Below are 12,432 nucleotides of genomic sequence, written 5' to 3' on the forward strand. Positions count from 1 at the left end.
CCACCGGCCGTCCGTGGTAACGACCGCCGGGTGGTACCACCCGTGACACATCAGCCCACCCGGCGACACCCGAACCCGACGGCCCACCCGCACCAGCAGCCTCAGTCCATGGGCGCCTCAGTCCATGGGCGCTCGACCGCCCGCGGCCCGGGCGCACAACCCGGCAACCCCCTCAGCCGTCACCGGCGACAGAACCCCCTCCTCCGTGACGATCGCCGTCACCAGCTCCGGCGGCGTCACATCGAACGCGGGGTTGTACGCCTGCGTCCCCAGGGGCGCCACCGGAACACCGCCTCCCGGCTCCATCCCGAACACCGTCCCCTGCGGCGCGGTGAGCTCCGTCACCTCATGACCGGCCCGCTGCTCCACCTCGATGGACGCCCCGTCCGCAGTGTCCGGGTCCACGGTCGTCACCGGCGCCACCACGATGAACGGCACATGGTGGTACCGCGCGAGCACCGCGAGCGGATAGCTCCCCACCTTGTTCGCCACCGAACCGTCGGCCGCGATGCGGTCGGCGCCGATCAGCACGGCGTCCACCTCCCCGGCCGCGAACAGCGAACCCGCCGCGTTGTCCGTGAGCAGCGTGTACGCCATGCCGTTCCGCGCCGCCTCGTACGCTGTGAGCCTCGCGCCCTGCAACAGCGGACGTGTCTCGTCCACCCAGAGCCTGCGCAGACTGCCCGCCCGGTGCGCCTTGAGCGCCACCGCGAACGCCGTGCCCTCCCCTCCCGAGACCAACGCCCCCGTGTTGCAGTGCGTCAGGATCCGATGCCCGCCGCCCGGCAGCAGCTCGTCGAGCAGGGCCAGACCGTGCGCCGCCATTTGGGCGCTGGCCCTGGCGTCCTCCGCGTGCAGCGCCCGCGCCGCCTCAAGCGCGGCGCCGGCCGCCCGCTCGTCGCCCGCACCCCCCACCACTGCGGTGCGGTACGCCGCCTGGGCCCGACGCGCGCCGTACGCGAGGTTGACCGCGGTGGGCCGCGCCCCCGCCAGTGCGTCCGCCGCCTCGTCCACGTCGAACCCACGGGCCGCGGCGAGCGCGACCCCGTACGCCCCCGCGATGCCCAGAAGGGGCGCCCCGCGCACCGCGAGCGTGCGGATCGCCTCCACCAGAGCCTGTGCGTCGGTGCACACGAGCTCGATCTCCTCGCCCGGCAGCCTGGTCTGGTCGAGGAGGACCAGTACGGGGCCTTCAGGCGGCTCGTCCCATCGGATGGCGGGGATCGCCGGGATCCCGGTCGGCCGTATGTCCTCGCTGGATTGCGCGTACTGATCAGCCATCCGCCCAGTCTGCCCCGTACCGGGCGGACAATTGAAGGTGTTCTGCCTCTACGGCACCCGGTCACCCGGCCGGTGCCCCGTGGCACGATGGCTGGCAACCTGCCGCCGCACCCGCGGACGGGCACCGTGAAGGAGCGACGATGAACGACACTCCGGGCTGGGCTTCGCCCGGATCTGCCCCCTCCGACGGACAGGACTCCGGCAAGCCGGACGCCCCCGAGCCCGCGGACGCCGGCCACCAGGGCGGCCCGTCCAAGTGGTCCAAGGAGCAGCCGCCGCCCGCCCAGTGGTCCCCGCCCGGCACCCCCGGCCCGGGCCAGACCCCGCCTCCCCCACCGCCTCCGCCCGGCCAGGGCGGCGGCTGGGGCTGGGGCGGCCCACCTCCCGGCCCTGGCGGCCCCGGAGTCCCCGGCCCCGCCGGCCCCGGCGGCTACCGCGGCTGGGGCGCCTGGCAGGGCCCGCCGCCCGCCGCCAAGCCCGGCGTCATCCCGCTGCGCCCGCTCGGCGTCGGCGAGATCCTCGACGGCGCGGTGTCGACGATGCGCGCCCACTGGCGCACGGTGCTCGGCATCTCCCTGACCGTGGCCGTGCTCACCGAAATCGTCGTCGTCCTCCTGCAAGGACTCGTCCTGCACGAGTCCGTGGACACCGATGCCCTCAACGACCCCAGCGCCACCGTCGGTGAGCTGACCCGCGCCATGGGCGACACCCTGCTGAACTCCGGAGTGGTCCTCGTGATCACCCTGCTCGGCACGATTGTCGCCACGGCCCTGCTCACGATGGTCACCAGCCGTGCGGTGCTCGGCAAGCCGGTGACGATCGCCGAGGCCTGGCGGGACTCCCGGCCCCGGCTGGCGAAACTGTTCGGCCTGACCCTGCTCATCCCGCTCATCGGCACCGCGGTCATCGCCGTGGGCATCCTGCCCGGCGTCCTGATCGCGGTGGCGGGCGCCTCCGACGTCGGCGCGAGCCTCGCCGTGCTCGGCGGCCTCGCCGCCGGTGTCGCCGCCATCTGGATCGTGGTCCGCTTCTCGCTCGCCTCTCCCGCGCTCATGCTGGAGAAGCAGGGCGTCAAGAAGTCTCTGGCCCGCTCCGCGAAGCTGGTCCGCGGCTCCTGGTGGCGAGTCTTCGGCATCCAGCTGCTCGCCGCGATCATCGCGAACGTCGTGGCGTCGATCATCGTCATCCCGTTCACCTTCCTCGCCGGCGCGCTCAGCGGCGAGGGGGTGAGCGGCTTCCTCAACGGCACCGGCGAACTGGGCTGGACGTTCCTGATCGTCAGCGGTGTCGGGTCCGTGATCGGCTCCATGCTGACGTTCCCGATCACGGCCGGGGTCACCGTGCTCCTCTACATCGACCAGCGGATCCGACGCGAGGCCCTCGACCTCGAACTCACCCGCGCCGCTGGCATCCCCGCTCAGGGACCCAACCCGTCCGGCACCCCGGGGAGCTGATGCGGTGACCGCGGCGGGGGCAGTGCTCATGGGGTTCGGAGCGGCACCGCTCCTGCCGCGCACCGGCGACGACCCACCGGTGACGATCTCGCGCGACCCCGCACGTGAGGCGGCCGAGCGCGAGCTGTCCAGGCCGATGTACCACGAGCACGACCCCAGCCTCCTCCAGCGCGCCCTGAACACCTTCTGGGACTGGGTCGACGACCTGTTCTCCGCCGCCGCGGGAGCCACCCCCGGCGGCCGGTTCGGGCTCCTCGCCATCATCCTGGCCGTGGTGCTCCTCGGCGTCGCCCTGTGGTGGCGCCTGGGCGCCCCGCAGCGCGTCCCCGCATCCGCCCCGGCCCTCTTCGACGCCCGTCCCCGCAGCGCCGCCGAACATCGCGCTGCCGCAGCGGCCCACGCCGCCCAGAGCCACTGGAACCAAGCCGTCCAGGAACGCATGCGTGCCATCGTCCGCGCCCTGGAGGAACGCGCGCTCCTTGACCCGCGCCCCGGCCGCACCGCCGACGAGGCCGCAGCGGACGCGGCCCGGCCCCTCCCCGCCCACACCGGCCGACTCCGCGCCGCCGCCCACGCGTTCGATGACGTCACATACGGCGGCCGTACCGCAGACGAAGCCGCGTACCTCCGCCTGGCCGAACTCGACCGCGACCTGGAACGCGCCAAGCCCGTACTGGCGCCTCTGACCAGCACCGCCCACACCACACCCAGCAGCAGCCACCAGGGAGCCGCCGAGTGACCGGCTCCACCCGCTCCGACAAGGTCCCCCAGCCCACCCCGCGCGCCACCGCGGACCACCCCGATACGCCGTCGCCCCCGTCGACCTCGGTCTCGCCGACGCCCCGCCACCTGTGGACCCGCTCCCGAGGCATTGTCCTCGCCGTGGTCGTCCTGCTCGCGGCGGCCGTCGCCATCGCCGCACTCCGCACCGGCGCCCAACACGGCCGCCTGGACCCCCGCTCCGCCGACCCTCAGGGCAGCCGAGCCGTAGCCGAACTCCTCGCCGAGCGAGGGGTGTCCACCCGCGTGGTCACCACCACCGCCCAGGCCGGCTCCGCGGCCGGCGCCGACACCACGCTCCTGGTGACCAACCCCGACCTGCTCACCGACGGCCAGCGCTCCCGCCTCCGCACGGCCACCAAGAACGCCGGGGGGCGCACCGTCCTCGTCGCCCCCGGCACCCCGTCGGTCGGCGACCTCGCCCCAGGGGTGACCGCCGATGCCACCCCCAGCGCGGACTCGGCGCTCGCCCCGTCCTGCTCCCTCCCCGCCGCCCGCCGAGCCGGCACCGCCGACGTGGGCGGCATCCGCTACGACACCCTCGCTCCGGACGCGGAGGCCTGTTACCTCAGCGACGGCCTGCCCAGCCTTCTGCATCTCCCCACCCCCCGTGGAAAGGGCGACACCGTCGTCCTCGGCGCCCCCGACATCGTTTACAACGACCGCCTCGACCAGCAGGGCAACGCCTCGCTCGCCCTCCAACTCCTCGGCTCCCGCCCCCACCTGGTCTGGTACCTCCCCTCACTCTCCGACGACCAGGCGGCGACCGGCTCCGAGCAACGCGGCTTCTTCGACCTGATCCCCTCCGGCTGGCGATGGGGCACGCTCCAACTCGCCCTCGCCGCCGTGCTCGCCGCCCTGTGGCGCGCCCGCCGTCTCGGCCCCCTCGTCGCCGAACGTCTCCCCGTGGTCATCCGCGCCTCAGAGACGGTCGAAGGCCGTGCCCGCCTGTATCGCGGGGCGAACGCCCGCGACCGCGCCGCATCCGCCCTGCGCACCGCCGCCCGTACCCGCCTCGCCCCCCTCGTCGGCGTAGGCCCAGCCCAGGCCCACGCACCCGAGACCCTGATCCCCGCCCTGTCCATGCGCCTTCGCACCCCCGGCCAAGATCTCCACCCCCTTCTCTTCGGCCCACCCCCGGGCAACGACGCAGCACTCATCGCCCTGGCCGACCAACTCGACGCCCTCGAAAGTGAGGTACGCCACCCATGATGGACCCGACCACTGACAACGGGCCCAGCGGCGACACCGGGCCCAATGGAGACAAGGGGCCCGACCGGGACTCCCGCGACGCACGCGCTTCCCTCGAAGCCCTGCGCGCCGAGATCTCCAAGGCCGTGGTCGGCCAGGACCCCGCCGTGACCGGCCTCGTCGTCGCACTCCTCTGCCGCAGCCACGTCCTGCTGGAAGGCGTCCCCGGCGTGGCCAAAACACTGCTCGTCCGAGCCCTCGCCGCGAGCCTCGAACTCGACACCAAGCGCGTCCAGTTCACCCCCGACCTCATGCCGAGCGACATCACGGGCTCTCTCGTCTACGACGCCCGCACCACCGAGTTCTCCTTCCAGCCCGGCCCGGTCTTCACGAACCTCCTCCTCGCCGACGAGATCAACCGCACCCCGCCCAAGACCCAGTCCTCCCTCCTCGAAGCGATGGAGGAACGCCAGGTCACCGTCGACGGCACCCCGCGACCGCTCCCCGAGCCCTTCCTCGTGGCCGCCACCCAGAACCCCGTCGAGTACGAGGGCACCTACCCCCTCCCCGAAGCCCAACTGGACCGCTTCCTCCTCAAACTGACGGTCCCTCTCCCCTCCCGCCAGGACGAGATCGACGTCCTCACCCGCCACGCCGAGGGCTTCGACCCCCGCGACCTGCGCGCCGCTGGCGTACGCCCCATCGCGGGCCCCGCCGACCTCGAAGCCGCCCGCGCCGCGGTCGCCAAGACCTCCATCTCCCCCGAGATCACCGCCTACGTCGTCGACGTATGCCGCGCGACCCGCGAATCGCCCTCCCTCAACCTGGGCGTGTCCCCCGGGGCGCCACCGCCCTGCTCTCCACCGCACGCGCCTGGGCCTGGCTCACCGGCCGCGACTACGTCATTCCGGACGACGTCAAGGCCCTGGCCCTCCCCACACTCCGCCACCGCGTCCAGCTCCGCCCTGAGGCCGAGATGGAAGGCGTGACCACGGACTCCGTGATCAACGCGATCCTCGCCCACGTCCCGGTCCCCCGCTGATGGCTCTGACCGGACGCGCCGCCCTCCTGGCCGCCCTGGGCACACTCCCCGTGGGCCTCTGGGACCCCAGCTGGACCGGCGTCCTCGCCGTCAACACCCCGCTGGCTCTGGCCTGCGCCTGCGACTTCGCCCTGGCCGCGCCCGTACGCCGCCTCGGCCTGATCCGCTCCGGCGACACGTCGGTACGCCTCGGAGAAGCCGCCGATGTCGAGATCACCGTCACCAACCCCTCCGGCCGCCCCCTGCGCGTCGACCTCCGCGACGCCTGGCCACCCAGCAGCTGGCAGCCAGGTACCGAGACGGCCGCCTCCCGCCACCGCCTGATGATCCCGGCCGGCGAACGCCGCCGCCTCACGACCCACCTGCGCCCCACTCGACGCGGCGACCACCACGCGGACCGCGTGACCATCCGCTCGTACGGCCCGCTGCGCCTCTTCGCCCGCCAGGGCACCCACAAGGTCCCCTGGACCCTACGAGTCCTACCGCCCTTCGCCAGCCGAAAGCACCTCCCCTCCAAACTGGCCCGCCTGCGCGAACTCGACGGCCGCACCAGCGTCCTGACGCGCGGCCAGGGAACCGAGTTCGACAGCCTCCGCGACTACGTCCCCGGCGACGACACCCGCTCCATCGACTGGCGAGCCACGGCCCGCCGCTCCACGGTCGCGATCCGCACCTGGCGCCCGGAACGCGACCGGCGCATCCTCTTGGTCCTCGACACCGGCCGTACCTCAGCCGGCCGCGTCGGCGACGCCCCGCGCCTCGACGCCTCCATGGACGCCGCCCTGCTCCTCGCCGCCCTGGCCTCCCGCGCCGGCGACCGAGTGGACCTCCTCGCGTACGACCGTCGAGTACGAGCCCTGGTCCAAGGCCGCTCAGCAGGCGACGTCCTGCCCTCCCTGGTCAACGCCCTGGCAACGCTGGAGCCCGAACTCATCGAGACGGACGCCCGGGGCCTCACATCGACGGTCCTGCGCACAGCGCCGCGCAGTTCCCTGATCGTGCTGCTCACCAGCCTCGACAAGGCCCCGGTCGAAGAGGGCCTGCTTCCCGTACTTTCTCGGCTCACCAAGCGTCATAAGGTCCTCGTCGCATCGGTGGCCGACCCGCACATCGAAGAAATGGCGACGGGCCGCGGAACAGTGGAAGCGGTATACGACGCGGCAGCCGCTGCGCAATCCCAGTCGGAACGCCACCACACGGCCGAGCAGCTCACCCGCCGTGGCGTCACAGTCGTGGACGCACCCCCCAACGACCTGGCCCCCGCATTGGCCGACACCTATCTCTCCCTCAAAGCAACCGGCCGCCTCTGAGAAAAAGCCCCACGCTCGGCGGGCAGGGGTAAACGCAAAAAAGCCTCAGGCCCCGGACATTGTCCAGGGCCTGAGGCTTTATCAAATTTAGTTCGGCGGCGTCCTACTCTCCCACAGGGTCCCCCCTGCAGTACCATCGGCGCTGTGAGGCTTAGCTTCCGGGTTCGGAATGTAACCGGGCGTTTCCCTCACGCTATGACCACCGAAACACTATGAAACTGACAACCGCACCATGCGTGACCACACATGGGGTTGTTCGTGGTTTCAGAACCAACACAGTGGACGCGAGCAACTGAGGACAAGCCCTCGGCCTATTAGTACCAGTCACCTCCACCCGTTACCGGGCTTCCAGATCTGGCCTATCAACCCAGTCGTCTACTGGGAGCCTTAACCCCTCAAAGGGGGTGGGAATACTCATCTCGAAGCAGGCTTCCCGCTTAGATGCTTTCAGCGGTTATCCTTTCCGAACGTAGCCAACCAGCCATGCCCTTGGCAGGACAACTGGCACACCAGAGGTTCGTCCGTCCCGGTCCTCTCGTACTAGGGACAGCCCTTCTCAATATTCCTACGCGCACAGAGGATAGGGACCGAACTGTCTCACGACGTTCTAAACCCAGCTCGCGTACCGCTTTAATGGGCGAACAGCCCAACCCTTGGGACCGACTCCAGCCCCAGGATGCGACGAGCCGACATCGAGGTGCCAAACCATCCCGTCGATATGGACTCTTGGGGAAGATCAGCCTGTTATCCCCGGGGTACCTTTTATCCGTTGAGCGACGGCGCTTCCACAAGCCACCGCCGGATCACTAGTCCCGACTTTCGTCCCTGCTCGACCCGTCGGTCTCACAGTCAAGCTCCCTTGTGCACTTACACTCAACACCTGATTACCAACCAGGCTGAGGGAACCTTTGGGCGCCTCCGTTACTCTTTGGGAGGCAACCGCCCCAGTTAAACTACCCATCAGACACTGTCCCTGATCCGGATCACGGACCGAGGTTAGACATCCAGCACGACCAGAGTGGTATTTCAACGGCGACTCCACACACACTGGCGTGCATGCTTCACAGTCTCCCACCTATCCTACACAAGCCGAACCGAACACCAATATCAAACTGTAGTAAAGGTCCCGGGGTCTTTCCGTCCTTCTGCGCGAAACGAGCATCTTTACTCGTAGTGCAATTTCACCGGGCCTATGGTTGAGACAGTCGAGAAGTCGTTACGCCATTCGTGCAGGTCGGAACTTACCCGACAAGGAATTTCGCTACCTTAGGATGGTTATAGTTACCACCGCCGTTTACTGGCGCTTAAGTTCTCAGCTTCGCACACCCGAAAGTGCACTAACCGGTCCCCTTAACGTTCCAGCACCGGGCAGGCGTCAGTCCGTATACATCGCCTTACGGCTTCGCACGGACCTGTGTTTTTAGTAAACAGTCGCTTCTCGCTGGTCTCTGCGGCCACCCCCAGCTCAGAGTGCAAGACTCATCACCGGTGATGGCCCCCCTTCTCCCGAAGTTACGGGGGCATTTTGCCGAGTTCCTTAACCATAGTTCACCCGAACGCCTCGGTATTCTCTACCTGACCACCTGAGTCGGTTTAGGGTACGGGCCGCCATGAAACTCGCTAGAGGCTTTTCTCGACAGCATAGGATCATCCACTTCACCACAATCGGCTCGGCATCAGGTCTCAGCCTTATGTGCGACGGATTTACCTACCGCACGGCCTACACCCTTACCCCGGGACAACCACCGCCCGGGCTGGACTACCTTCCTGCGTCACCCCATCACTCACCTACTACAAGTCTGGTCCGTCGGCTCCACCACTTTCCATTCCCCGAAGGGTCCGGAACGGCTTCACGGACTTAGCATCGCCTGATTCAATGTTTGACGCTTCACAGCGGGTACCGGAATATCAACCGGTTATCCATCGACTACGCCTGTCGGCCTCGCCTTAGGTCCCGACTTACCCTGGGCAGATCAGCTTGACCCAGGAACCCTTAGTCAATCGGCGCACACGTTTCTCACGTATGTATCGCTACTCATGCCTGCATTCTCACTCGTGAACCGTCCACCACTGCCTTCCGGCGCAGCTTCACCCGGCACACGACGCTCCCCTACCCATCCCAGCGGGCGTTGGCCCTCATGCTGAAATGACACGACTTCGGCGGTACGCTTGAGCCCCGCTACATTGTCGGCGCGGAATCACTAGACCAGTGAGCTATTACGCACTCTTTCAAGGGTGGCTGCTTCTAAGCCAACCTCCTGGTTGTCTGTGCGACTCCACATCCTTTCCCACTTAGCGTACGCTTAGGGGCCTTAGTCGATGCTCTGGGCTGTTTCCCTCTCGACCATGGAGCTTATCCCCCACAGTCTCACTGCCGCGCTCTCACTTACCGGCATTCGGAGTTTGGCTAAGGTCAGTAACCCGGTAGGGCCCATCGCCTATCCAGTGCTCTACCTCCGGCAAGAAACACACGACGCTGCACCTAAATGCATTTCGGGGAGAACCAGCTATCACGGAGTTTGATTGGCCTTTCACCCCTAACCACAGGTCATCCCCCAGGTTTTCAACCCTGGTGGGTTCGGTCCTCCACGACCTCTTACAGCCGCTTCAACCTGCCCATGGCTAGATCACTCCGCTTCGGGTCTTGAGCGCGCTACTGAATCGCCCTATTCGGACTCGCTTTCGCTACGGCTTCCCCACACGGGTTAACCTCGCAACACACCGCAAACTCGCAGGCTCATTCTTCAAAAGGCACGCAGTCACGAGGATGGAGCAAGCTCCATCCCGACGCTCCCACGGCTTGTAGGCACACGGTTTCAGGTACTATTTCACTCCGCTCCCGCGGTACTTTTCACCATTCCCTCACGGTACTATCCGCTATCGGTCACCAGGGAATATTTAGGCTTAACGGGTGGTCCCGCCAGATTCACACGGGATTTCTCGGGCCCCGTGCTACTTGGGTGTCTCTCAAACGAGCCGCTGATGTTTCGACTACGGGGGTCTTACCCTCTACGCCGGACCTTTCGCATGTCCTTCGCCTACATCAACGGTTTCTGACTCGTCTCACAGCCGGCAGACTGTGAAAGAGAGATCCCACAACCCCCACGACGCAACCCCTGCCGGGTCTCACACGTCGTAGGTTTGGCCTCATCCGGTTTCGCTCGCCACTACTCCCGGAATCACGGTTGTTTTCTCTTCCTGCGGGTACTGAGATGTTTCACTTCCCCGCGTTCCCTCCACACTGCCTATGTGTTCAGCAGCGGGTGACAGCCCATGACGACTGCCGGGTTTCCCCATTCGGAAACCCCCGGATCAAAGCCTGGTTGACGACTCCCCGGGGACTATCGTGGCCTCCCACGTCCTTCATCGGTTCCTGGTGCCAAGGCATCCACCGTGCGCCCTTAAAAACTTGGCCACAGATGCTCGCGTCCACTGTGCAGTTCTCAAACAACGACCAACCACCCATCACAGCCCGCAAAAGCGAACCTACACTGGGGTCGGCATTGAGGTCGGGAACAAGCCCGTACCCTCAGATACCCAACAGCGTGCCCGACCAGTCCCCGTCCGAAGATCATGCTTTCCACGCCCTTACGAGCAGTACTTGCAGCCTCCGACCCGAGAAACAGGCCGAGTAGTCAACGTTCCACCCATGAGCAACCAGCATCAGACATTCGCCGATGTACTGGCCTCTGACCTCACCCCGAAGGGATCGGTAAGAAGTGCTCCTTAGAAAGGAGGTGATCCAGCCGCACCTTCCGGTACGGCTACCTTGTTACGACTTCGTCCCAATCGCCAGTCCCACCTTCGACAGCTCCCTCCCACAAGGGGTTGGGCCACCGGCTTCGGGTGTTACCGACTTTCGTGACGTGACGGGCGGTGTGTACAAGGCCCGGGAACGTATTCACCGCAGCAATGCTGATCTGCGATTACTAGCAACTCCGACTTCATGGGGTCGAGTTGCAGACCCCAATCCGAACTGAGACAGGCTTTTTGAGATTCGCTCCACCTCACGGTATCGCAGCTCATTGTACCTGCCATTGTAGCACGTGTGCAGCCCAAGACATAAGGGGCATGATGACTTGACGTCGTCCCCACCTTCCTCCGAGTTGACCCCGGCGGTCTTCTGTGAGTCCCCATCACCCCGAAGGGCATGCTGGCAACACAGAACAAGGGTTGCGCTCGTTGCGGGACTTAACCCAACATCTCACGACACGAGCTGACGACAGCCATGCACCACCTGTACACCGACCACAAGGGGGGCACCATCTCTGATGCTTTCCGGTGTATGTCAAGCCTTGGTAAGGTTCTTCGCGTTGCGTCGAATTAAGCCACATGCTCCGCTGCTTGTGCGGGCCCCCGTCAATTCCTTTGAGTTTTAGCCTTGCGGCCGTACTCCCCAGGCGGGGAACTTAATGCGTTAGCTGCGGCACCGACGACGTGGAATGTCGCCAACACCTAGTTCCCACCGTTTACGGCGTGGACTACCAGGGTATCTAATCCTGTTCGCTCCCCACGCTTTCGCTCCTCAGCGTCAGTAATGGCCCAGAGATCCGCCTTCGCCACCGGTGTTCCTCCTGATATCTGCGCATTTCACCGCTACACCAGGAATTCCGATCTCCCCTACCACACTCTAGCTAGCCCGTATCGAATGCAGACCCGGGGTTAAGCCCCGGGCTTTCACACCCGACGTGACAAGCCGCCTACGAGCTCTTTACGCCCAATAATTCCGGACAACGCTTGCGCCCTACGTATTACCGCGGCTGCTGGCACGTAGTTAGCCGGCGCTTCTTCTGCAGGTACCGTCACTTTCGCTTCTTCCCTGCTGAAAGAGGTTTACAACCCGAAGGCCGTCATCCCTCACGCGGCGTCGCTGCATCAGGCTTTCGCCCATTGTGCAATATTCCCCACTGCTGCCTCCCGTAGGAGTCTGGGCCGTGTCTCAGTCCCAGTGTGGCCGGTCGCCCTCTCAGGCCGGCTACCCGTCGTCGCCTTGGTGAGCCATTACCTCACCAACAAGCTGATAGGCCGCGGGCTCATCCTTCACCGCCGGAGCTTTTAACCTCCACTCAGGAGAGTGGAGGTGTTATCCGGTATTAGACCCCGTTTCCAGGGCTTGTCCCAGAGTGAAGGGCAGATTGCCCACGTGTTACTCACCCGTTCGCCACTAATCCCCACCGAAGTGGTTCATCGTTCGACTTGCATGTGTTAAGCACGCCGCCAGCGTTCGTCCTGAGCCAGGATCAAACTCTCCGTGAATGTTTTCCCGTAATCGGGATGAACACCACGAGAGCGGAACGGTCGGGAGGAATAATCCCGTCCGTTCACAGCGTCCTCGCTGTGTGCCTTCCGTGGAAGGACTTTTTCAAAGGAACCT

General features: G+C 66.3%; 5 protein-coding genes, 3 rRNA genes and 1 pseudogene. 5 read left to right on the plus strand and 4 right to left on the minus strand.

Annotation, left to right across the window (positions count from 1 at the left end):
- Nucleotides 1–117 precede the first annotated feature (117 nt).
- Nucleotides 118–1,281: an S-methyl-5-thioribose-1-phosphate isomerase gene (mtnA, locus tag ACOBQB_RS24310; RefSeq protein ID WP_423594244.1), complete on the minus strand. Its 1,164-nt coding sequence runs from the start codon at nt 1,279–1,281 to the stop codon at nt 118–120.
- Between the two features lie 140 nt (nt 1,282–1,421).
- Here mtnA and ACOBQB_RS24315 point away from each other — a divergent pair, with 140 nt between their 5' ends.
- The 5 genes and pseudogenes from ACOBQB_RS24315 to ACOBQB_RS24335 all read left to right on the plus strand — a co-directional run bounded on the left by ACOBQB_RS24315 (nt 1,422) and on the right by ACOBQB_RS24335 (nt 7,058).
- Nucleotides 1,422–2,735, plus strand: a complete 1,314-nt coding sequence (locus tag ACOBQB_RS24315) for a glycerophosphoryl diester phosphodiesterase membrane domain-containing protein (protein WP_423594245.1) — start codon at nt 1,422–1,424, stop codon at nt 2,733–2,735.
- A 28-nt stretch (nt 2,736–2,763) separates the two neighbouring features.
- Nucleotides 2,764–3,474 (plus strand): DUF4129 domain-containing protein, encoded by a 711-nt coding sequence (locus tag ACOBQB_RS24320; RefSeq protein ID WP_423598720.1) that lies wholly within the window; start codon nt 2,764–2,766, stop codon nt 3,472–3,474.
- A gap of 110 nt (nt 3,475–3,584) precedes the next feature.
- Nucleotides 3,585–4,727, plus strand: coding sequence for a DUF4350 domain-containing protein (locus tag ACOBQB_RS24325; RefSeq protein ID WP_423598722.1), 1,143 nt, complete (start codon nt 3,585–3,587; stop codon nt 4,725–4,727).
- Nucleotides 4,727–5,748 (plus strand): annotated as a pseudogene (locus ACOBQB_RS24330) (AAA family ATPase). The gene ACOBQB_RS24325 and the pseudogene ACOBQB_RS24330 overlap by 1 nt, the downstream one beginning before the upstream one ends.
- The gene (locus ACOBQB_RS24335) at nt 5,748–7,058 is read left to right on the plus strand and encodes a DUF58 domain-containing protein (protein WP_423594246.1); all 1,311 of its coding nucleotides are present in this window, start codon (nt 5,748–5,750) and stop codon (nt 7,056–7,058) included. Before ACOBQB_RS24330 ends, ACOBQB_RS24335 begins: the two are co-directional and overlap by 1 nt.
- Before the next feature lie 90 nt (nt 7,059–7,148).
- On the opposite strand, the gene rrf is transcribed toward ACOBQB_RS24335, so the two are convergent.
- The 3 genes from rrf to ACOBQB_RS24350 all read right to left on the minus strand — a co-directional run bounded on the left by rrf (nt 7,149) and on the right by ACOBQB_RS24350 (nt 12,314).
- Nucleotides 7,149–7,265: ribosomal RNA gene (gene rrf, locus ACOBQB_RS24340) — 5S ribosomal RNA — on the minus strand.
- An 87-nt stretch (nt 7,266–7,352) separates the two neighbouring features.
- A 23S ribosomal RNA gene (locus tag ACOBQB_RS24345) occupies nt 7,353–10,473 on the minus strand.
- A 315-nt stretch (nt 10,474–10,788) separates the two neighbouring features.
- A 16S ribosomal RNA gene (locus tag ACOBQB_RS24350) occupies nt 10,789–12,314 on the minus strand.
- The 16S, 23S and 5S rRNA genes sit together here, the layout of an rRNA operon.
- Between the last annotated feature and the right edge of the window lie 118 nt (nt 12,315–12,432).

It is taken from the genome of Streptomyces sp. G5(2025), from assembly GCF_049542075.1.
Lineage (GTDB): Bacteria > Actinomycetota > Actinomycetes > Streptomycetales > Streptomycetaceae > Streptomyces.